Origin of the sequence: Cupriavidus basilensis (assembly GCF_029335485.1) — a bacterium.
Taxonomy (GTDB): Bacteria; Pseudomonadota; Gammaproteobacteria; order Burkholderiales; family Burkholderiaceae; genus Cupriavidus; species Cupriavidus basilensis_E.
Genome location: NZ_JARJLM010000309.1, coordinates 1 through 21,394, shown reverse-complemented (window position 1 = coordinate 21,394; position 21,394 = coordinate 1). Strand labels below are relative to the sequence as shown.

The 21,394-nt window shown below is 67.4% G+C and carries 21 protein-coding genes; 5 read left to right on the top strand and 16 right to left on the bottom strand.

What is annotated here, in order from left to right:
* Together P3W85_RS18090 and P3W85_RS18085 are read left to right on the top strand one after the other, a co-directional pair.
* Positions 1 to 735: MFS transporter (locus P3W85_RS18090; RefSeq protein ID WP_276265803.1), on the top strand; the 735-nt coding region annotated here is incomplete at its 5' end.
* A gap of 822 nt (positions 736 to 1,557) precedes the next feature.
* The gene (locus P3W85_RS18085) at positions 1,558 to 1,881 is read left to right on the top strand and encodes an H-NS histone family protein (RefSeq protein ID WP_017230698.1); all 324 of its coding nucleotides are present in this window, start codon (positions 1,558 to 1,560) and stop codon (positions 1,879 to 1,881) included.
* Positions 1,882 to 2,033: 152 nt separating this feature from the next.
* Here the strand turns inward: P3W85_RS18085 and P3W85_RS18080 are convergent, their stop codons facing one another.
* From P3W85_RS18080 to P3W85_RS18065, 4 genes are all read right to left on the bottom strand, one after another.
* The gene (locus P3W85_RS18080) at positions 2,034 to 2,447 is read right to left on the bottom strand and encodes a GNAT family N-acetyltransferase (RefSeq protein WP_017230699.1); all 414 of its coding nucleotides are present in this window, start codon (positions 2,445 to 2,447) and stop codon (positions 2,034 to 2,036) included.
* A gap of 90 nt (positions 2,448 to 2,537) precedes the next feature.
* Entirely contained in the window at positions 2,538 to 2,858 is a 321-nt protein-coding gene (locus P3W85_RS18075; protein ID WP_276265802.1) for a hypothetical protein, read from the bottom strand.
* A gap of 213 nt (positions 2,859 to 3,071) precedes the next feature.
* Positions 3,072 to 3,293, bottom strand: coding sequence for a GDCCVxC domain-containing (seleno)protein (locus P3W85_RS18070; RefSeq protein WP_276265801.1), 222 nt, complete (start codon positions 3,291 to 3,293; stop codon positions 3,072 to 3,074).
* Between the two features lie 10 nt (positions 3,294 to 3,303).
* On the bottom strand, positions 3,304 to 3,495 hold the full coding sequence (locus P3W85_RS18065; protein WP_276265800.1) for a hypothetical protein: 192 nt from the start codon (positions 3,493 to 3,495) through the stop codon (positions 3,304 to 3,306).
* A 256-nt stretch (positions 3,496 to 3,751) separates the two neighbouring features.
* Between P3W85_RS18065 and P3W85_RS18060 the strand changes: the two genes are divergently transcribed.
* The 3 genes from P3W85_RS18060 to P3W85_RS18050 all read left to right on the top strand — a co-directional run bounded on the left by P3W85_RS18060 (position 3,752) and on the right by P3W85_RS18050 (position 6,362).
* A complete protein-coding gene (locus tag P3W85_RS18060) occupies positions 3,752 to 4,234 on the top strand; it encodes a YbaN family protein (protein WP_276265799.1) in 483 nt (160 codons plus the stop codon).
* 651 nt (positions 4,235 to 4,885) lie between these two features.
* Entirely contained in the window at positions 4,886 to 5,566 is a 681-nt protein-coding gene (locus tag P3W85_RS18055) for an autoinducer binding domain-containing protein (RefSeq protein ID WP_017229978.1), read from the top strand.
* Between the two features lie 250 nt (positions 5,567 to 5,816).
* Positions 5,817 to 6,362 (top strand): hypothetical protein, encoded by a 546-nt coding sequence (locus P3W85_RS18050; protein WP_276265798.1) that lies wholly within the window; start codon positions 5,817 to 5,819, stop codon positions 6,360 to 6,362.
* Between the two features lie 48 nt (positions 6,363 to 6,410).
* On the opposite strand, the gene P3W85_RS18045 is transcribed toward P3W85_RS18050, so the two are convergent.
* From P3W85_RS18045 to P3W85_RS17990, 12 genes are all read right to left on the bottom strand, one after another.
* The gene (locus P3W85_RS18045; RefSeq protein ID WP_276265797.1) at positions 6,411 to 8,153 is read right to left on the bottom strand and encodes an acyl-CoA dehydrogenase family protein; all 1,743 of its coding nucleotides are present in this window, start codon (positions 8,151 to 8,153) and stop codon (positions 6,411 to 6,413) included.
* A 92-nt stretch (positions 8,154 to 8,245) separates the two neighbouring features.
* Positions 8,246 to 9,052 (bottom strand): 4'-phosphopantetheinyl transferase family protein, encoded by an 807-nt coding sequence (locus P3W85_RS18040; protein WP_017229981.1) that lies wholly within the window; start codon positions 9,050 to 9,052, stop codon positions 8,246 to 8,248.
* Positions 9,045 to 9,359: a hypothetical protein gene (locus P3W85_RS18035; RefSeq protein WP_017229982.1), complete on the bottom strand. Its 315-nt coding sequence runs from the start codon at positions 9,357 to 9,359 to the stop codon at positions 9,045 to 9,047. The genes P3W85_RS18040 and P3W85_RS18035 overlap by 8 nt, the downstream gene beginning before the upstream one ends.
* A 3-nt stretch (positions 9,360 to 9,362) precedes the next feature.
* On the bottom strand, positions 9,363 to 12,218 hold the full coding sequence (locus P3W85_RS18030) for a PEP/pyruvate-binding domain-containing protein (RefSeq protein ID WP_276265796.1): 2,856 nt from the start codon (positions 12,216 to 12,218) through the stop codon (positions 9,363 to 9,365).
* A gap of 137 nt (positions 12,219 to 12,355) precedes the next feature.
* Entirely contained in the window at positions 12,356 to 13,384 is a 1,029-nt protein-coding gene (locus P3W85_RS18025; RefSeq protein ID WP_276265795.1) for an SAM-dependent methyltransferase, read from the bottom strand.
* A 118-nt stretch (positions 13,385 to 13,502) separates the two neighbouring features.
* Positions 13,503 to 14,756, bottom strand: a complete 1,254-nt coding sequence (locus P3W85_RS18020; RefSeq protein WP_276265794.1) for a hypothetical protein — start codon at positions 14,754 to 14,756, stop codon at positions 13,503 to 13,505.
* The gene (locus P3W85_RS18015) at positions 14,743 to 15,468 is read right to left on the bottom strand and encodes an ABC transporter ATP-binding protein (protein WP_276265793.1); all 726 of its coding nucleotides are present in this window, start codon (positions 15,466 to 15,468) and stop codon (positions 14,743 to 14,745) included. Before P3W85_RS18015 ends, P3W85_RS18020 begins: the two co-directional genes overlap by 14 nt.
* Complete coding sequence (locus P3W85_RS18010; RefSeq protein WP_276265792.1) at positions 15,461 to 16,729, bottom strand: ABC transporter permease; 1,269 nt, start codon at positions 16,727 to 16,729, stop codon at positions 15,461 to 15,463. Before P3W85_RS18010 ends, P3W85_RS18015 begins: the two co-directional genes overlap by 8 nt.
* The gene (locus tag P3W85_RS18005) at positions 16,726 to 18,165 is read right to left on the bottom strand and encodes an ABC transporter permease (RefSeq protein ID WP_276265791.1); all 1,440 of its coding nucleotides are present in this window, start codon (positions 18,163 to 18,165) and stop codon (positions 16,726 to 16,728) included. Before P3W85_RS18005 ends, P3W85_RS18010 begins: the two co-directional genes overlap by 4 nt.
* A 12-nt stretch (positions 18,166 to 18,177) precedes the next feature.
* Positions 18,178 to 19,002: an outer membrane lipoprotein-sorting protein gene (locus tag P3W85_RS18000; RefSeq protein ID WP_017226130.1), complete on the bottom strand. Its 825-nt coding sequence runs from the start codon at positions 19,000 to 19,002 to the stop codon at positions 18,178 to 18,180.
* 4 nt (positions 19,003 to 19,006) lie between these two features.
* Positions 19,007 to 20,203, bottom strand: coding sequence for a hypothetical protein (locus P3W85_RS17995; RefSeq protein ID WP_276265790.1), 1,197 nt, complete (start codon positions 20,201 to 20,203; stop codon positions 19,007 to 19,009).
* A partial coding sequence (locus P3W85_RS17990; protein WP_276265789.1) for a hypothetical protein occupies positions 20,200 to 21,394 on the bottom strand: 1,195 nt, incomplete at its 5' end. The genes P3W85_RS17990 and P3W85_RS17995, both read right to left, overlap by 4 nt.

Below are 21,394 nucleotides of genomic sequence, written 5' to 3'. Positions count from 1 at the left end.
TACGGTTGCGCCGCAGCGCTCTCGGTACTGGCGGTCGGACTGTTGGCGGGGCTGCGTGAGCCGGCCCGCGCGCAAACCGCACGGCGCCATTTCCTGCTTGAGTTGTCCGATGGCGGACGCTTCGTGATGAAGAGTGCGCAGTTGCGGTCGATGCTCGCGACGGCCGTTTTCTTCAATATCGGCTTCTTCATCCTGCAGGCCGTCTACGTCCCCTATGCCGTGACCCGGCTCGGATTGACCGCCGGGCAGATAGGCATCACGTTTGGTGCCTATGGCGCAGGCATGACGTGTGGCGCTCTTGCCGCGCCGTCGATCTTGCGGCGGCTTGCATTTGGGCGCGTACTTACCGTAGGCCCTGTCTGTGGTCTCGTTGCATCGCTGGTCATGCTGGGGACGCTGGCAGCGCCATCGTTCTGGCTTGCCACATCGAGCTTTTTCCTGCTCGGTGCCGGTCCGATACTCTGGACCGTCGGATCCACCACCCTGCGGCAGGCCATCACGCCGGTCGGCATGATGGGGCGCGTATCCGCGATCAACAGTACAGCCACCTATGGCGCGCGGCCGTTGGGCGCGCTGCTTGGCGCGGCCATCAGCGCGCGCCTCGGGCTGGAGGCATGCCTTGTTGCCGCAGTCGGTGGATTTGTGGTGCAGGCGGCGATCATCCTGGTGTCGCCGGCCGCCCGCCTCGAGGCGATTCCCGGGATGGATGCCGCGAGGCCGGCAACGGCAGCGTGAATGCGGTGCGCGCCTGCCGGTTGATCAAGGACGCAGCCTGGAACGCAGCTTGCATACCGGCAGGTGATGTTGCGACACAGTATTGTCATTGGGGTGTGCTTGGATAGGAGGCTCCTCATGGCATGGCAGTGGCAATTACGCTCACAGGCAAGCTGCTTGCGCCTTCGATGGGAGCGAAATGTGGCAATCAGTGCGGCGAGCCGATGTGTGGCTCACCCGCTCTCCATCTTTTTCGGCCCCCCCGAGATCTTTAGCGCTGGGAGACCACCAATGGATGTTCTGTCCACCCAGCATAATTTTCGCGGCCCCTCGTTGAAGGACTTGCTCGATGCGCGCGAACTCTACCACTGGCATTGACTCAACAAGGCCAATGTCATAGGTACGGCTGCGGGCCTCTATCTGATCAGGAAGGCCGACCCGTGGCCAAAGGCTGGGGACAACCAGCACGCGACGGAGGGTCTTGCGAGCCACAGCATCCGAACCTTCGAGAACTCTGGAATTCGCCCTTACCGTCTTGGACGCAGGCCTTGCCGCGCGCGCATGTCTTCGCGTCGGTTATTGACTGCAAATGTGCGACGGTGAGAATTTCCGTCAGATTTTGCAAAATAACCATAAATCCTATATAGAGGGCGAATTGAAAGCCTTTCGAAAGAAATAAGCTGTCCAGACGCCATGTCGTAACCTTAATTCACGCATCGGCACTTGACTCTGATTCAGGGGCTACGTGCCATGCCATGTTAATTCTAGTGGTTTCCTACAAGGAGGGCTTGATTTTATGCTTCATGATGTACCATAGTGGAAATATCACTACCTGGAGGAAGCATGGCTACATACAAACAGCTGCTGGCAGAGAAGGAAAAGCTGGAAGCCCAGCTTGTCGAAGTGCGGGCAACGGAAGTCGCCGGTGTTATCGAACAGATTCAAGCTTTGATGATGCAATACGAATTGACCGCCGAAGACATCGCTCCCAAGCGTCGTCGTGGTCGTCCGGCCGCCAGCGCGGCGCCCAAGGCTCCGGCAAAATCCAAGACGTCGCTGCCTCCGAAGTATCAAGACCCGAAGACGGGCGCCACTTGGACCGGCCGCGGCCGTGCACCTGCCTGGCTTGGAAAAAACCGCGATAAATTCCTGATTGCAGAGGCGTAATAGCGGGACGGCGGCATTTGCCACTACTTGGGGGCATGTGCCGCTCTGACCGGGAAGTCTGGAAGCAAGAAAGCCCTTCGCAATGACGAAGGGTTTTTCATTTGGACTACCTGGGCGTGCCGGCGCGTATGCGTTCGATAAGAAGAATGCGATTACAGGGCTATCGCCATCACCGTTGCGCGGGCGGCGATAGTCTCAGCGAACTCGCGGGAGACAAGCAAGCGGTGGGGCACTTCGGAACGAGGAATTTTCGTAAATCCAAACCGGGAAAAGTAGCCAGCAGCGGTCTCGGTTCTCAGCACCAGGGATTCGAGCCCGCGCTGACGAACGTCAGCGACCAGTGCAGACATAAGCAACTCGCCCAGGCCGGCGCATCTCGCACGTTCCGCTACGGCCAGTCCTCTGAGCAGGCCAACTGTTCCGCCATACTCCTCGATGCCAGCGCATCCCAGCAGCCCGGATTTGTCGCGGCTGACGTGAAACTGCAGCGCATGCTCGCCTATCCCGCCTACCGGCAGGGTACACGAGCGAAGCAGTGCCTCCACTTCGGGGAGGTCGCTTTTCATTGCATGACGGGGGCGCACGGTTCTACCTTGTCAAGCAGCGGAGAGTTCAGGGACGCGAGCGGAGACTTGCTGACCGGCCCCTGCGGAAACTCAGTCCTCGTCATCGTGCCAGCGGTGCCACTCACGGTGACGCTCTCTCCACTCCTGTTCTCTCCATCTCCGTTCGCGCCATTGGCGCTCTCTCCAGGCGCGCTCCCGCCAGTCGTCATAGTATCCGGGCGCAACAACAACAGGCTGCGGCTCGATCACGACAGGCGCCGGGCCGTAGACCGGAGCGGGGGCATACACGGGTGCAGCTATGAAGGGTAGCGGGACGCCGATGCCGACACCAACACTCACATGAGCCTGGGCGCTGACAGAAACGAGGGCCGCGACCCCGGCCGCCAAGCCGAATGCTAGGGCTTTTCTCATCGTTGGAACTCCTTCCTTCCGTGCGGTGACACCACACCAGTTAGTCTTGGCACTGGATGTGAGCCAGTTCATCCGGAGTAACGTGAGGCTTGCGGGGCCAGTTGACCCACTGGCTGCGCAACTTTGTATCCAAACGTATAGCGTGGCTCCCGCGGATCCGGGGACAGCGCCGTGCCTGGGAGAGAGGTGTGACGATTCAGAACCACGCACCGCTCATCCTGATGCGCAGCACGAGCCCCGCTGCTGGACCGACGGGCACTTGTTGGTGCCGTACGAGCAGAAAACGCAGCAGTCCCCGGCCTTGGGTCTGAGCACGGTGTGGCAATGTTCACATTCGTAGAACCACTGACAGGCGTTGGTGGGCATGGACTCTTCCTTCCTGTGGCCACAGAGCGGGCAGGTGATGGTCGACTGCGGTTTGATCTTGTCCATCATCGTCTCCACCTCATCCAGCGAACCGCTCTTGATCGGTTACGGCCTCGCTATCAACGGATGATGCGCAATTGACGCCAATCTCCCCACGCAGCTTTCCACGGGCTTTGCCATCCGAATGGTAGGCCACAAGAATGGCATTGCCGTGCGTTACTGTTGTCGGAGAGACAGCGGCCACGACCGCGTTGCCCTTGGCGTCGGCCATGAGATGATTATCCTTCCCGTTGCCATCCGGCGGTGAAGCCAATGGGCTGCGGGTCAATATGATCTTTTGCTGAAATGAGCCCGCTGGCAATCTGACAGATTGCCTTCCCTGAGCGGTCAAGGGTGGGCCTTGCCGCACGGGCTGGTGATGCGGACAATGGCGCCAGCCGCACCTTTTTGCGAGAACCGGGAATTGTTTGTCATGCCTGCCGCCGTTGCTGTTGTCTCCGCCCTTGTCCGAGCTACGGTGAAGCACCTTGGATGAGACCGACGCCGCCTGCGCGCGGGACGCGGCCGCTCCGCCCCGGCCGGCCGCAGCGCCAGGCGCCGCGGCCAACGCCGTGGGCGACCCGCCGCTGCGGCTGGCGCGCACCCGCACGGCGCGCGTGCTATTGACCGCGCTGGCGCTCCTCAGCCTGGGAGTGGCCATTCTCGGGCTGTTCGTTCCCGGCCTGCCCAGCACGGAATTCCTGCTGCTGTCCGCCTGGGCCGCGGCCAAGGGATCGCCGCGGCTGCATGGCTGGCTGCTGCACCATCGCGTATTCGGCCCCATGCTCTACAACTGGCACAACGGCCGGATGGTCAGCCGCCGCGCCAAATGGAGCGCCACCGTCGCCATGAGCGTCTGCAGCGCCGTGCTCCTGGTTGGCATGCACCGTCCGTGGCTGGCCTACGGGGCGATTGCATGCATGGCCTGCGTGCTGGCGTGGTTGTGGCGCCGGCCCGAGCCGGCGGCCTGAGGCCCGGGCGCCGCTCCCCTGGCCGCCGCCGCACCTTGCTCCATGCGCTCGCCGGCATCGTCCGCGCGGGTGCTGCCGGCGGACGCTGCTCGATATCGCTTGTGTCCGTCAAGCAGAATGCGTTGCATGCATAGAAAATAATTCTATCTCTGGTTAAAGAAAATATTAAATCGATCGGTTCCGGATATACCGCCGGGTAGGCGGGTAAGATTTATATGTTTCTTGGTTAGTACAAGAAGACATCAGGAGAGATTTTAGTTGAAATACATTGGTTGGCATGACAAACTCCTTCCTGAAGCAGGCGCTGCTGGCTCGTTTGCGGGCCACCGCCGGCGTCTCGTCTCCCCGGATCGCATTTTCCCCTTCGCTATCGGCCTCGTGTCGGCGGGCGGGCGTGCGCCAGAAACAGGTTGCCAGCGGGGGCAGTGATGGCCGTCATGGCCGATGATGCCCGCCCGACTGAATTAACCATAATAAAACCGGGAATTAAATAATCAGCAAATTTCGGGGATTGGCCTGGCGAATATGCGGTCTGGATTCGATTGCATCCAATCCTGGAAAGCCATGGCCGAGGGGGGCTCTGATGAATGGCAATGCAGTAACGGTGGTGAAATGGAAACGAGTCAATGGCAAAGAGATATCCAGGTGGAAATGGCTGATGTGTCCTGCGCGCGCGAGGCCTTCGGACGAGTCGAGAAGGCGGTACGTGCGCTGGGCTTCGATATGTGCGCCTACGGCATCCGCATGCCGCTGCCCGTGTCCAAGCCCAGGACGATCATCCTCAACAACTTCCCGGCAGCGTGGCAGGCCCGCTATCAGGAGGCCAACTACCTCGGCGTAGACCCGACGGTGGCCCATGGCCGGCGCACCGCCGTGCCGCTGGTGTGGACGGACGACGTTTTTTCCGGCACCCGGGCGCTCTGGGAAGAGGCGCGGGCGGCCGGCCTGAGGGTAGGGTGGAGCCAATCCTGCTTCAGCGCCAACGGCGTGGGCGGCATGCTTTCGATGGCGCGCTCGTCCACCCCGATCTCCCGCGGCGAACTCGATAGCTGCGAACTGCGGATGCGCTCGCTGGTCTGCATGACCCACGCCACGCTCTCCCGCATCCTGTGCGCCGAGTTTCCGCCCATGCCAACGCACAAGCTGACCCGCCGCGAGACCGAGGTCCTGCGGTGGGCCGCGGACGGCAAGACCTCGGGCGAGATCGCAAGCATCCTCAAGGTGTCGGTGGATACCGTCAATTTCCACATCAAGAATGCAGTGCACAAGATGAACGCCACCAACAAGACGGGGGCAGTCGTACGGGCGGCCATGCTCGGCTTGTTGCACTAGACAGTGCCCTGACTCACGACTTCGTTGAACAAGCCAGCCGATAGGACGCGCGATCCGTCGCCACCAATGCCCGCAAGGCTTCAGCCTTGCCGCGCTTTGCTCCCAGGCTCACGCGCCTGTTCGACTGACTTATCGCTTCAACGAGTTTCAGACGCTGGACACCAGCCTGCCGTACCATGACGTTTTGCCGGGCGTAGCCCTCCCGGCTTCGGAGTCTGCCGTGTCGACAAGAACCATTGGAATCGGATCGATGAGCTTCAAGCTGTGCGCGACCCTGCTGGTCGCGGCGGCGCTGCTCTATCCGTTCGCGGATCCGCAGGCCCGCTCCGGCGTGCTGGCTTCGGTCTGGCAGACCGGGTGGCTGTCGGTATCCGCCGTGGTGCTCGCTTTTCTCGCCGCGGTCGGCTTGTATTGCCGTTCGCTGCAGCGCTGCCTGGAGCGGGTCGGCCCGGCTGCGCGGGCGGCGCAGCCGGCATCGGTCTGGCTGATGTTCCTGCTGCCGTACAACTTCGTCGAGGACTTTTATATCGTCGCCAATGTCAGCCGTTCGATACGCGCGGAAGCCGCCACCAATGCGCGGCTGACTGGCCTGACGGGCTTCGGCTTCGTCTCCGGCTTTGGCTGGTGCGCGGCGCAGATCGTGTCGCTACTGCCCAATTTCGTCGGGGAACTGGCAGGCGGTGTCGCGCTGCTGTGCTGGGTGGCGCACTGGCGCCTGGTGGCGAAGGTGAACCGCCTGCTTGCGGCGCCCGGCGAGAGCGTGGCGGCGCCGGGTGCGTCCCGGTCCCCCCAATAGGGCGGTGCCGGGCTCGCCGCGACGGGGCTGCGCACGCCAGGGCATGGCTCACGGCCCGTCGCTGATGCGCACATCGCTGAGCGAGATCAGGCGCGGCTGCTCGATCAGTGCGGCGGCCGCGTCGACCAGCGCCTGGCGCTGTGCATCCTCGACCACGATGCCGGCCTCCGGCAGTGCGCCAGCCAGGTATTCGAGCAGGACCGCATCGTCGAGCCGGTACGCCGGCAGCGTGCCGCGGTGCAGATGCCAGGCCAGCGCGGCGCATGCCGCCGCGTGCAAGCCGACGTATTGCTCGGCCAACTGCATCACGCGCACCGTGTCTTGGCCCAGGGATTCCAGTTCCAGCGCCGCGTGGCAGGCCGCCAGCCAGAGCCGCAGGCGCGTCTCCAGCGCGGTGAGCGCCTGTTCCAGGGCTGGCGGCTGCGCTGCCTCGCGCCGCACCGCCTGCATTTCGAAGAAGGCCGCAAGCAGGCTGTCTTCCCCATTGGCGGTCAGGCGCAACTGGCTTTGCGCGGGCCAGCCTTTGCTGCTTTCGTCGCGCCACAGCAGCGGTCTGACCTGATCCAGGTGGCCCGTGCCCAGCCCGGCCTCCAGCTTCCGGCGCAGGCCCGCGCCGAGCGCGCGCAACTGCGTGGCGACCAGGCTCAGGTTGACCTGCGTGCTGCCGTCGAACAGGCTCACCACCTGGCTGTCCCGCATCAGCTTCTGGAAGACGCCCCAGGGGTACTCGCTGCGCACGTAGTGGCGCGCGCCTAGCACCAGCGCCAGTTGCCGGGCTATCTCCTCGCATTGGGCGGGCACATGGCATTTCGCCACCGCGGATAGCAGGCTGAGCTCGGCGGGGTTGGCGGCGATGGCGCGACAGGCTATCTGGGCCACCAGGTCGGCCACCAGGATGCCGGCATAGCTTCGCGCAAGCTTGGCCTTGACCATGGGAATGTCGGAGGCCAGCTTCCCGTAGAGCCGGCGCCCATACGCGAACCTGAAGGTGAGGCGGAACAGGGTGTCGACAGCGCCAAGGGAGAAGCCCGCGCACAGCACGCGCGAGATCTGCAGCGTCTTGAGCACCGTGAAGAGGGCGGCTTCCGGGCCGCAGACAAGGGCGTCGGCGCCGCATGGATGATCGTGCAGCTGGAAGCCGCTGATGTCGGCGCCGCGGATGCCCAGCGTGCGGATCTTGGGGTGGGAGCGCCATGTGGTGGCGGCGCTGTCGGCGTCCTGGGGCCGGCGCAGCCACAGCAGCCCCAGCGCCGAGCCGCCGTCGGCGCGCTCGACGCGGCAGAGCACCGTCAGGCTGGCGCCGCGCCGGCCGTTGTTGATCAGCCATTTGCTGCCGCTGGCCAGCAGGCTGCCGCCCTGCTGCCGTACCAGGAACTCGGTGGAGAGGATGTCGCTGCCGTGTTCCTTCTCGGTGAGCGCCAGGCAGGCCAGGCCGCCCTGGCGCAGCAGGTCCGCCGCCTGCCGCTGCTGTGCGGGACTGCCCGCCAGCCAGATCGGTATGCTGCCCAGCATGGTCTGGCCGAAGGCGATGGCGGTGGTCAGATCGCGCCGCGAGATCAGGCGTGACATCAGCATGGTGCGCTCCAGCTCGGCCAGTGCGCCTCCCAGCGCCAGGGGGATCAGCTGTTCGAAGCAGCCGAGTTCCCGCAGGGAATCCAGGTGCGCTTGTGGAAAGGCCTCCTGCTCGTCGAGTTCGAGCGAAGCATGGAAGTTGATGGCCGAATGTGCCTGTACCGGATCGCCCAGCGCGGCTTCGAGAGCCTCGCCGAACTGGATGGCTTGTTGGTCCATGATTTTTCCTCGGAATGGAATTGGGGAAAGGGAAAGGTGTGCGCCTGGCGCAATGCCGCCGGGACAGCGCCCGGCCGCCTGGCATGGCGGCTTCAGCGTGGCGGGCGCGCTGGTGGGGCAGGCCGGGGCAAGGCGGGCGTCACCAGGACATGGGCGGCGCCGGCGTCCTGGTGGCAAAGCGCGCGCCAGCCATTGGCCTCCCGCGCGAGCGTGCCGGTGTCCTGGCCGGCATCATCGAACGCTGGCCAGGGCGCCACGGCTTGCCATACCGGCCGGTCGGGCCCATGCCAGTCGCGCAGGCGCAAGGCACACGCGAAACGGGCGAAACCGTGCTGTCCAAGCGCCTTGAAGAGTGCCTCTTTCAGGCACCAGAGAAAGGCGCGCGCTTCCGTGGGCAAGCCGCCCAGGGCGCGGCGTATCACCCACACCTCCGCAGGCCACAGCAGCGTGTCCAGGCTGCGCGCCCGCACGGCGTCGAAGCCCTCGACGTCGACGCCCACCGGCACCTCTCCGACCGCGGCCATGGCAATGCGCCTGCCGTGGCTGATCGAGAGATGCACCGCTTTGCCGGTAAAGACCGGTCGGCCGTCCTCGCCGTTGCGGATGTGCCATGCGTGCGCGGCTTCGGTGTCCAGGGGGCGCCTGTCCGCCAGCAGGATGCGCAGCGCCTGCTTGCCGGCCAGGCGGCCGCCGAGCCATTCGATCTGGCGTTTGCGCATCGGGAAGCCCTGGAGCCGCGACAGTTCTTCGGCATGGAGCCACGCACTGGCCGGCCAGCCGGCGCAGGCGTGCTCCGGGCACTGCTCGGCCAGGGCGTCCAGGTCGATACGCCAGCAGCGGATGCCTGCCGTGTGCGGCGTGGCGAAGCATGGCTTCAGGCTGGCGGGCGGTTCAAGCACGGCGCGCGTAGCCCGGGGGGACAGGGGCGCCGGCGATCTGGCGTACCACGCTGGCCATTTCGGAGAAGCGCGCCTGCAGGCTGTGGAACAGCGGCAGCTTCATATCGCGCTCGAACGCCTCCCGGGAGCTGACCAGGATGATTTCGAAGAAGTCGAACTCCGCGTTGCCGGCGGCTTCGTGCATCTCGAAGCGCACCACGCTGGGCAGGTCGCGGCAGGCGGCGTAGTCCACCTCCCTGACCCACTTCACGAATGCGGCGCGGTGGTCCGGGTGCTTGAGCCGGATATGGTCGATGATGGTGAGCATGTTTCAGTCTGCCTCGCAGGTTTCCAGTCGGGTTTCCAGGTGGATGAGACCGGCCTCGCCGTCCAGCGTCAGCCAGTCTCCGGTCTTGATGCGTGCCGTCGCGGTCCTGGTATTGACGACGCACGGTACGCCGAACTCGCGCGCGACGATGGAGCTGTGGGACAGCATGGAGCCCACATCGGTCACGATGCCGCCGGCCAGCGCGAACAACGGGGTCCATGAGGCGTCGGTAAAGCGCGTGACGATGATCTCGCCCCTTTGCAGTTCGCCGGCTTGCCCGGTCAGGTCGTGGATGACGCGAGCCTTCGCGCGTACGCGGCCCCGCGAGGTGCCCAGGCCTTTCAGGCTGCCGGCCGGGTCGCCCTGCCTGCCGTCGGCTGCATGCCCGGCCTGGCCGAAGAAGGTCAGCGGGGGCTCTTCGCCGCTCTCGTGGGCGAGGTGCTGCCGGCGCGCCGCGTCGATCTTCGTGCGGGGAAAGCATTCGGCCGCGCTGGCATAGCCATTGGCGTAGGTCATGAGATCCTCGAAGTCCAGGTAGGCAAGTTCGCTCTCGTCGAGCAGCAGGCCCTGCTGGCGCAGCCGCCGTGCCAGCTCGCACAGGACGCGCCGCACCAGCCAGATCGAGGTGATCATGCTCATCCGGGTTTCCTCCCGCATGCGGCTACAGGCGCAGTACAGGCGGATGACACGCCGCAGCGCGGCCCGCTTGAGCGCAGGCAGCTTGCGCAGCAGGGTCTCGGTGTCGTCGTGCGGGGTGTCGTCGGCGCCGGCCAGGCGCTGCTCGACCGTATTGCCGCGCGCCAGGTAGATCTTCATGATCTGGAAGACGTAGGCCGGGTCGTCGATCCAGCGCGGATGGCTCAGCTCCATCTCCTGCCGGGCGCGCACGCCGTTCTCGCGCATGAAGGGTGCAAGCTGCTCGTCCAGGAAGGCGATGCCTTCGGCGTCTTCCTTGAGCCGCGCCAGCAGCTGCTTTGCCGGGAGCGCCCGGAACAGCGATTCGACCTTGGGGTACCGTGCCACGGCCCGGGCCAGGTCCCAGATGTCGCGCGCGCAACGGATGGTGCGCAGGTTCGACATATCGCCTTTCAGGCGGTTCTGCAGCTGCGCGCCCTCGCCGGGCAGCCACGACTGGCAAAGCTGTTCCAGCATGCCGTATATGCCGAAGGCGTTGATATAGAACGGCAGGTAGCCGATATGCATGGCGCGGAAGTAATCCAGCGCATGCGTGAGTTCCTCGCGCAGCTGGTTCAGTTCCATGCCGGCCAGGTCCAGGCCGGTGGCGCGGTCGAATTCGCGATAGCGCGACGCCACCATGCGGCTGGCGCGGGATTTCGCGCCAGCCAGCTCGGCCATGGTCTTCCAGAGCCAGTACGCGCCGGAGCGCCAGCGCGAACCGCGGTGCCGCTCGCCGTAGGGATTGCTGTAGTCCGCGAGATCCACGTCCTCGCTCGCGAAGCGCTGCAGGAACGGGCGCTGGTCGAAGCCGGCCGGCGTTTGCGAGAGGAGGTAGGCGGTATAGGCCACGTTCAGGTAGACGTGGCCCTTGAAGTAGCCCATGTACTCGTCCGGGTCGCCCAGGTCCAGCAAGCCGATGCCGGTGCCGCAGGCCCGGTGCACCTTGTACTGGTAATGCCGGGAGAAGGACAGCCCCAGGGGCGTCATGCGGCCGGTGAAGATCTCGCCGATATCCATGCGCGACCACAGGGCGCGCCGCGCCACCTCCGGTGAAGGCCGGCCCTGGTGCGGCGATTCCGCCTCGGGCGCGGGCGCGTCCGCGGCCATGGGGGTGATGGGCCGGCTTTGCAGCAGCCAGATGCCGTCTCCGTGCTGCGCCCATTCGATGTCCTGGGGGCTCCCGAACAAGGCATTGCACTGCTGCAGCAGACGGCCGATGGCGTGCGTCTGCTGGCCGTCCAGCACCGCCGTGCCGCGCCATTCCGGCGCCAGCATCTGTTCCTCGATCCGGCGCGCTGCGGCGTTCCAGCGCATGGCCGAAGGCTTGGCCTGCACCTGGGCGCCGAGCGGCGACAGCACGGCGGCTTCGAGGATGTACAGGTCGGAGGCGATGCGGCCCGACACCAGGCCCTCGCCCAGGCCGTAGCAGGCTTCGATCAGGATCTGGTCGCTGCGCTGGTTGAGCGGATTGTGCGCGAAGGCCACGCCCGCGCGCTCCGCCGGCACCATGGCCTGCACCACGACGGCCATGGCCGGTACGCGCGTCCCCGGCGCGCCGCCGGCGCCGCTATCGATGCGCAGGCTGCGGCGATAGGCCAGCGCCTCCCGGTTCAGCAGCGATGCCCAGCAGTCCCGGATATGATCCAGCAGGCGGTCGGGCCCTTCGACGCACAGGTAGCTGTCGTGCTGGCCGGCGAAGGAGTGCTCGGCCGAGTCTTCGCCCGTCGCCGACGAGCGCACCGCAACCGGACCCGAGCCGAGCGCCGCATAGGCCTGGAGGATGTCGTCGCGTGCCTCGGCGGGAAAGGTGCCACGGCGGATGCGCACGGCGATGCCGGCTATTTCCGCCTCGCTGTCCCGGGCCCAGGCGGCATCGAGATGAATGCCGTTGCCATGCAGGAAGCGCTCGAAGCTGGCGACGGGCAGACAGAAGCCGGCCGGCACCGGCAAGCCGTGCGCGTGCATCCTGACCAGGCTCCACCCCTTGCCGCCGAGCCGGTCCGGGCCAAGCCCGGCGGCGGCATCGAAGCTCAGCGCCCAGCGCTGCGCCGCGTCGTGGTGCAGCGGCCGGCTGCCAGCTTGCGCACCGCTTCCGGGAGCGGTGTCGGCCAAGGGCTGGCCAAGGGGAACAAAAGCGGTGGCCAGGCCATTCGCGGCGGCACTGGAAGTCAGCGTGTCCATGGAAACTCCCGGAATGCGATGTGGTGAATTGGATGTGATCAAGGGCAGGAACTGGAAGCGATCGGGTGCGTGCCAAGGGCGCATCGGCGCATCGGCGGAGCGGGCGCCGGACAAAGGGATGCCGGCATCAACCCGTATCAGCCGGTGCTGGCCAGGAAGGCGAAGTAGCTCTCGCCGGGCAGCATCCGCTTGTCGTCCACCCGCGTGAAGCCATGGTTCTGCAGCTGCTGCCTGAGTTCCTCGCGCCGCGGCAGGCCACTGTCCTCGTCCGACAGGGCCCACCACAGGTGCAGTGCCGCCACGGCGGCGCTGCCGCCCCGGCAACTGGTGGTCAGCAGCAGCCGCCCGGCGGGCTTGAGCAGCGCGCGCACCTTGCGCAACAGCGCGTCGCGGCGCTCGCCGCTGAAGTAATAGATGTTGTTGTGCAGGGTGACCAGGTCGAAGCGTTCGGCGCTGTCGAAGCCGAGGATGTCGGCATGCTCGATCCGCACTGCGCCGTCCAGGCCGCTGGCGGCCAGGTTGCGGCGGGCGGCATCGGCCACCTCCGCCTGGAAGTCCATGGCGAGCAGCCGCAGCCCGGGATGCCGGGCGCGCATGTAGCAAAGGTAATGGCCGGCGCCGCAGCCTATCTCCAGCACCGAGGCATTCTGTGCCCGGCCGGGCATGCCGGAGATCGCCCAGTCGATGGCCTCTTCGACCAGGGGCTCCAGCACGCGCGACGAGCGCGCGATCAGTTCTCCGTCCTGGTCCGCCAGCGTGTAGCGGCGGGCGTCCCGCAGGCGTTGCGGCGCCTGCAGGATGGCGTCGTAGTGATAGCGGGTGACTTCCTCGAACAGCGAGCCGAGCACGGCATTGCCGGACGGCGCGAGCAGCCTGGACAGCCGTCCCTTCAGGCGGTAGCGGCCATCCTTGAGCGCCAGCTCGCCGGCCTTGACGCCGCAGTCCAGCCACGCTTCCACCGCGGCCAGCTGGCCGTTGCCCAACTGCAGGTGCCGGGCGATTTCGTCGAGCTTGCTGGGCTGGCGCGACAGCAGGCCCAGCAAGCCGCTGGACCCCGCCGCCGCCGCGAACGCGCAGCGGTAAACGTGATTGGCCTGGGTGCCGAGGCGCAGCAGGGCCAGCAGGTTTTTTTCCAGGATCAGTTTTCGCAAGGTTGCGAGGTTCATGGTGCGTGGGTCCGCCTGAGTTGAGAGATGCTGGCCATGCCGGAAGCGACGAGATGCGAACTACGAAATACGAGGTGCGAGAGCGCGTGTGGTCGGGGAAATGCCGGCGCCTTGCGTGTCAGAAGTACCAGTCCAGGCCGAGCTGGAACACCCGTCCCATCCGCCAGTACTCGCTGGCCACGCCATGGCGCCGGCCGGTGCCGGTGAGCGGACCGGCCAGGCTGGCGCGCAGCACCACATTGCGCTGCGGCGTGTACCTGGCCGCCAGCGTCAGTTGCTGGCCGTGGTCGCTGAGGTTGGCAAACCACAGCGCATCGAGATGCACCAGCGGGTGCGCCTGGTAGGAGACGGAGGTGCCCAGGTACTGCCTGCCCGTGCCGATCCAGGGCAGGTCGGCAAAGCGGCTGATGGGCGTCTGGTGCAGGTACTCGACGGTCCCCACGGTATTGGCCGCCAGTTTCACGCTGCTGCCCAGCACCGCGCGGTGGCCCCAGTTGCTGCCGGTGCCGCCGCCATTGGCGCAGCCCCTGGCCGCATTGCCGTTGCGCCGGTACCAGAGCGCCTCGCCATACCAGTCGGCCCCCGCCAGGCCGGTGACCAGGTGCCCCGCCGCGAGCAGGTCGCAGTTGCGGCGCTGGCCGACGTAGGCGAAGGACTTGGTGGCCTCGCCGTTGAATTCCAGCCGCTGCAGCCATTTGGCCTGGGTGCCGGCCTTCGCGTCCTGGTCCAGGCTGACGATGCTCACGCTGTTGAGCCGCTCGCTCAGGTAGTAGTCGAGCCGCGCCGCATCCACCCCCGGCTTGTAGAGACGCTCTACGTCGCCGGGCAGGAACGGCGCATAGGTATCGGCCGGCGCCCACAAGCGCGTCAGCGACAGGCTGATGGGTTGCCGTCCCACGGTGTAGCGCCCGCTGGCGAAGCTGCCCTGCGCGTACATCCAGTCCATGCCGGCGGTCTGTTGCGAACGGTCGCCGCGCTCGCGCAACGCCAGGCTGCGCAGCCGGTCGGCATGGGCCTGGCCGTCCAGCAGGGAGCGCAGCGCGCCCGCCTGCGAAGCGCGCCAGTCTTCCATATTGAGGTGGGCCACCCAGCGGATGGCACCGTAGGTCGCCTCGTAAGTGAGGCGCAGCGTCGACGTGCTGGCGTAGGCGGTACGCTGCTGTCCCTCCGGCTTGCTGGCGATGCCGCGAAACTGGAAGACGCCGCCCAGGGCCGCCGCTTGCGCGGCCCGGTCCGGGTTCTCCAACTGGTCGAGCACGTCGACCTCCTGCGAGACGGCTCGCGGGTTGGTCAGCAGCGCCAGCAGCAGCACCACGCAACCCTGGCCGGATAAGCGGCGGAAGGACCGGCAGCACAGCCTAGGCAAAGGCATGGACCTGCTCGGCCGCGTTGTCGGCAACGATCATGCCGTCGTGCAGGGAAATGACGCGCTTGCCGCGGCCGATGACCTGCGGATCGTGGGAGCTGAAGACAAAGGTGATGCCTTCCTCTTCGTTGAGCCGCACCATCAGGTCCATCAGGTTGCGGGCCGATTTGGAATCCAGGTTCGCGGTGGGCTCATCGGCGATCACCAGCTTGGGCCGGCTGGCGATGGCGCGCGCCACGGCGACGCGCTGCTGCTGGCCGCCGCTGAGCTGGTCGGGAAAGCGGTGCATCAGCGCCTTCAGGCCCAGCTGCGAGAGGACTTCCTGCGAGACCTTGCGGCGCTCGGCCGCCGGCCTGCCCTGGAACTCCATGACCATCTCGGTATTCTCGGCGGCGCTCAGCACCGGCATCAGGTTGTAGGCCTGGAACACGAAGCCGATCTCGTCGCGGCGGATGCGTGCCAGCTCCGCGAGCGAGGCTTGCGCCAGCGCGCGGTTGCAGAAGGAAAGCTGGCCCGAGGTGGCGGTGTCAAGCAGGCCGACGATGTTCAGCAGCGTGGTCTTGCCCGAGCCCGAAGGGCCCGCGATCACGGCAAAGTCGCCGCGGCGGATGGTCAGGTCGATGCCGTTGAGGGCGTTGACGGACTGGTGCTTCTGCCGGAACACCTTGCTGATGCCGCGAAGCTGGACGATGGGCGCGAAGGTGTCTTGCTCAGCCATGTTGACTCGCTTGTAGTGGGGAAAGACGGCCGGCCTTGATGGCCGGGTAAACCGTGACGACCACGGTCAGCAGGAACACGAAACCCGCGCCGAACAGCAGCTTGTCCGGCTGCAGGGACGAGTAGAAGCGGTCCGGCAGCAGCACCCCGCCTGCTTCCAGGCTGGTGCCGAAGATCTCCCGGAAGTTCAGGCCCTCGGTGGCGAAATGCAGGTGGGCGGAGTAGCCGATGGCCAGGCCCAGCGCCACGCTGAACGCCGCCAGGTACAGCGCCTCGCGCAGCACCACGCGGGTCACCAGCGCGGGCTGGGCGCCGAGCGCGAGCATCACGCTGAATTCGCGCGCGCGCTTCATCACCGACATCACGATGGTGTTGAGGATGCCCGCCGCCACCACGATGAAGACGATCACCATCAGCAGGTACATGCCGGCCGCATCCAGCATCACCGCCGAGTACAGCTCCGGCGCCGCCTCGCTCCAGCGCCGCACTTGCAGCGGCTGGTCCCGCAGCACCTGGCGCAGGGCGGCGGCGGCCGCGTCCAGCGCGGACTCGTCGTGCAGGTAGAGTGCGATCTCGCTGACTTCGTCGCCGGTGCGCGCCAGCCGCTGCGCTTCGGCCAGGGGCAGCTCGACCCAGAAGGCATCCAGCTCGACCATGCCGGTATGGAAGATGCCGGCGACACGGAAGGCCGCCCGCGCGAAGTCGGAGCCGGTGGCGGGCTTTACCGTCAGGGTCAGGCGGTCGCCCAGCCCCACGGCGAGCGAGCGCGCCAGGCGCGAGCCGATCACGATCGGCGGCAGCTTGCCGCCTTGCGCGCCGGCGTCGTCCTGCGCCAGCGGCTCGCCCGTCAGGATGGCTTTCCGGTCGGCGATACCGGACACCTGCGATTCGAGCCGCGGCACCACGCCCGACGCTGTCACCGCCACGGTATTGCCGCCGGCCTGTGCCATGGCATTCAGCCGCAGCCGCGGCACCACGTGGCTGGCCATCGGCAAGGCCGCCTGCAACTGGCCGGAGAGGGCCTCGCCCTTGCCGATCAGCCGGTCCAGGCCCGGGTTGTCGGCATAACCGCGCTGGGAAACGATCAGGTGGCCGAGGCCCATCCGGACCCCGACGTCGATCATGGCCCTGTGGCCGCCGTCGGACAGTCCCTGGAACACCGTCATCAAGGCCACCGTGGCGACGATGATCAGGGCCGTCAGCGCGCTGCGCCGCCGGTTGCGCAGCAGGTTGCGCATCGCGAGTCTGTGTTCCAGGGTCATTTGATCGTCAATCCTTGTGCGGCGGGAATGCGCGTTGCCACTGCCGCCGGCACCAGCGCGGCCAGCAGGTTGATGAAGAACAGGCACAGCAGCGGGATCAGGGCGTTGATGGGCGCCAGGCTGGCGCGCAGCACCGGCGCCACGCTGACGCCCGACATCGAGAAGCCGCCGAAGGCGGAGACGTCCAGGCCGTGGAAGTGCAGATAGAGCTGGCCGAGGTAGCCCAGGCCAAGGCCCAGCAGGCAGGCCAGCGCGGTCAGCCAGAACGTTTCCAGCATGATCAGGCCCATGATGCGGCGCGGCGCCTGCCCGAGCGCCTTGAGCAGGCTGATCTCCTGCTGGCGCTCCAGCACGCTGACCAGCATGGTGTTGAGCACGCCGATGCCGGCGATCAGGAACACGATGAACACCAGCGTGCCCATCAGCGCCCGGTTGGAGGCGATCAGCGCCATGATGTCGGGCCGCAGCTGCGACCAGGCCTGCACGATGCGCGGCACCTGGCGCCCGGCCGGCGTGGCGTTCAGCGCCGCCGACAGTTCGCTGGCCACAGCGGCGGCTTCGCGCGGATCGCGGATGCGGATGGCGAGCTCGTGCGCCTGCCCGTCCAGCAGCAGCATCTTCTGCAGGTCTTCCACGTGGATCAGCATGCGGCTGCGGTCGGTGGTGTCGAGTCCCGCCCGCGAGATGCCGACCACCTGCATGTCGATGGTGCTCTGCGCGCCCAGGGTGTTCTCGTAGAGCAGGCTGACGCGGTCGCCCACGTGCGCGCCCAGGTTGCTCGCCAGCTTGCTGCCCAGCACCACGCCGGGCGGCAGCCCGGGCCCGGGCGCGAGCCGCTCGGCGATCTCGGCGGTCTGCTCGGCGCGCATGGCCGCGGCGACGGCGTCCGGCGCGCGCGGCGCGTCTTCCAGCCTGGCGAAGGCGTCGTCGACGGCCGCCGCGGTGAGCCGCTTGTCGAGCGCCGACTGGTCCGCGGTGAGCGGGCGGGCCGCCTTCCACGGGGTTGGCTGGCTGGCGACGAACCGCCCCTGCGCCAGGGTGCGGTGGATCGTGGTGACCTGGCTCTCGGGGCCGGGGTCGATGCCCATCAGCTGTACGCCGCTGGAGCGTTGTCCCCGGCTCAGGTAGCCCCAGGCATAAAGGCGCCGGCTCGCCTGGCTGACCTGCTCCGCTTGCCGCAGGAGCGCCATGTCGGCCGCGCCCGCCGGCACGGTCTTCAGTACCTGCCGCGTGGCGAGATAGTCCGGGTGGTGCACCTGGATATGCCCGACCTCGCCGTCGACGGTGCCCTTGATCAGGTCCAGGCTGAGGCCGTCCATGATGCCCAGGGTGGCCATGCAAAGCGACATCGCCAGGGCGATGCCCGAGCCGGCGACCAGGCTGCGTTTGCGGTTGCGGCGCAGGTTCCGCCATGCCATCTTGAATGTGGTGCTCATGGTAGTCGGGGCTCAGCGGAAGGCGCGTTCGGTAAATTCGTCGGACTTGAGGTCCAGGCCGAAGCGGATGCGTTTGTATTCGATGCGGGTGTACTCGCCGGGCTGGTCCAGCACGTTCATGGTCAGCCGGGTCGGCACGGCCTTGCCGTCCATCACGCGCACGTCCTCGTAGACCAGCGCCCGCACGGGCTTGTCGTCGTTCGCGCGGCGGAAGTACTCCACGCGTACCGGGTAAGCCTGCCTGTCGGCGCCGACGTAGAGGCGGTAGATCACCTTGCCCCACGACACCGGCGCGGTGGGCAGCGGCGTCAGCGCGATGGTGTAGTCCTCCACCGCCTGGCCGCCGGCATCCTTGCCCGGCGCGCTGCCGACCAGCACATAGCTGTAGTGCCTGGCGAGGTCGGTCTCGCGCATCAGGTCGTCGTTGGTGAAGTGGCTGCCCATCCAGTTATCGCCCAGCATGGAGTTGCCCATCACGGTGATGCGGTTGGTGCGCGGATCGTAGAAGCTGATCTTCTCGCCGACCTTGAGGGTGGCGTTGTCCCGCCACAGCGCCGGGCCCAGCATGCGCAGCAGCACCTTGGCCGCGGGCGCGCGGTCGTCGGTCATCACCAGCAGGTCGTACTCGCGCTCGAAGCTGGTCTTCTTGATCTTCATGCCCATGACCGCGGCCGAGGTCTTGCCGCGCAGGATGTGCTCGGCGCCGTAGATCCATTCGGCAAGCGTGCCGTTATCGACCGTCGTGGCGGCCCGGGCCGGGCCGGACGCCAGCACGGCGCAGGCCGCGCAGGCGCCCAGCAGTTTGAGGACTCGGAAAAGATGGGTGGGCATATGCATGGGCTTACTCCTGTGTACGGTGATGCGCCGCCGCGCAGCCGGCGGCGAGCGGCGGCGAGCAGAAGGCGGAAGGGTCGCGGCGATAGCGCAATGCCGGGTTGCCCGGGTGCAGGGGAACGCCGGCGCGGGCAATGAACAGCAGTTCCTCGTCGCAGCCCAGCAGATGGCCCAGCCGCGCGCGCAGGTCCGGATGCTGCAGGGCGACGCTGAGCGGGTGCAGGCTCAGCCCGGACGCGCTGGCCGCCAGCCAGAGCCGGGCGATGGCCTCGCCCGCCAGCACGTGGCGGCAGGGCGCCTGTGCGTGCGAGGCGGCGGTGCTCAGGTAGACCACGGCCGGGCTGCTGTGGATCAGGCGCTCGATCTGCGCGCCGACGCTTGCCGATGCGCCGAACGGCCCTAGCGCGCCGAGCAGCCGCGGATGCAGCAGTACGCGGTGCAGGCAGCGGCGCCACGCGGGCATGGGGCCGAACAGGCTCTGGATGTGAATGCCGGTGCCGTCGCGCGGCTGCCCGGCGCCGCCGAACACCAGGTGCCGGTAGGTCTCGCGCCAGGCCGCGCCATGGACGAAATCGCGCATGGCGTGCTGCCGGTAGAAGGCGCCGAGCTGGCTGTAGCGCAGGCCGGGCTGCACGGCGTGCCAGTGCCATTGCTGGCTTGCCGGCGCCCCCGCCAGGCTGTGCGGCAGCACGTCGTGCCGGGTCGCGTCGGGCAGGTCGAAACCGCCGTCGCCGGGGGCGTGGTAGAGGCCGCGCTCGGTGCGGCGCCGGTGCAGGGCCGCGGTCAATGCCGCCAGGCTGGGCGAGCGCCGGCGCGCATCGAAGGCGCCCAGCTCGATTCTCGCCAGCGGCTCCAGGGCGCCGTCCAGCATGTCCTGCTGCCCGCCGGGCAGCAGGCTGGCGCCAGCCTGCCAGCCTGACAGGCGCAGCAGGTTGAGCAGGATGGCTGCGAAGCCGCCGGCGCTCAGATGCATCTCGCCCCGCATGGCGGGCAAGGCGTTCAGCGCCCGGCGCCGGTCGATGCCGATCACCAGCGCATGCGGCGCCGCGGCGGGATCCGCATGCGGATGGCCGTGCGCGTCCAGCAGGCTCACATGCCAGGGCTGGCAGTTGTGCGAAGACGGCGCCAGCGCCGCCAGCGCAAGCAGTTGCCGTATCGCCTCCAGCCCGTCAGGCGGGCATGCCGCGCCGCGCTCCCGGCTCACGTCTTCTGCACCAGTTCGAAGCCATGCAGGCGGGCGAGCGCGCCGATCTCCCTGACCTGCGCGGTGCTGATGGCGGCTTTGCTGAAATCGCGCCGGATGCCGGCGAGGCCGAGCAGCAGGGTTTCCCCGGCGCAGGCGTAGACCTTGCCGCGCGCGAGACGCATGCCGGGCAGGTCGAAGTCCGGCGCCAGCGGCAGGTTGACGATGCCGCCGCGGATCAGGCGCACATTGGCGTGCGCCGTCAGCGAGGCGGCATCCACATCGCCCGGCACCGCCACGTCGCACACCAGCACGGCGCGGTCGGGGGCGAAGCAGGTGGCGTCGAGGAAGGTGCGCGCGCTATTGGACGCGCTGATCACGATATCCGCCTGGCGGCAGTGCGCCGGCGTATCGGTCAGGCGTACCAGCGACTCGCCCAACAGATACGCGGCCAGTTCGTCCGCGTCCGGCAGGGCGCCCGCGCCGAAGCGCCGGCGTACCCGTTCCATCAGCCGGCCCTCGGGCGCATCGGCCGCGCCGACGGCCTGCCGGCTATGCAGCGTTTCGAGCAGTTCGGCGGCGAGCGCCGCCACCACGGCCTGCAGGCGCGCCTGCGATCCGGCCCGCCCCAGCAGCAGCAGGCTGCCGCACTCCTGTGCCAGCAGGGTGGCGTGCACCTGGCCGATGTTGCCGGCGGCGCCTGCCACGGCCACGCAGGCGTCGGCCATGCGGATGTGCTGCTCGCGCGCCGCCTCGCGCACGGCGGCCATGCTGGTGGCCACGGTCAGTGCATTGCCGGTGGTGACGGCGGGATGGTCGTGGTCGAAGTCGGTGCAGTTGGCGGTGACGATCGAGGTATAGCCGCCGAAGCCGACCAGGCAGCAGCCGTCCTCCCTGGCCTGGCGGTAGGCATGGTGGACCTGGCCGCGGATCTGCCCGGACTTGTTGAAGCGCATGTCCACCTCGATGGCCTCGGCGTCCATCAGGATGCCGTACAAGGCCAGCTCCACCTCCCGGCCCAGCGGGGAACGCACGCGGCGGCGCGCCACCAGCTGCGGCTCCAGCGCGTGCTGCATGTGCACGCGCAGCTCGCCCAGCTGGTGGTCGGAGAGCGCGGCCAGGGCCGGGTCCCACTCGCGCAGGCTCTCGATATCGATCAGGTGGGCAATAAAGCCGACGCGCTCGCAAGGTGCCTGCAGGCTGGCCTGGACG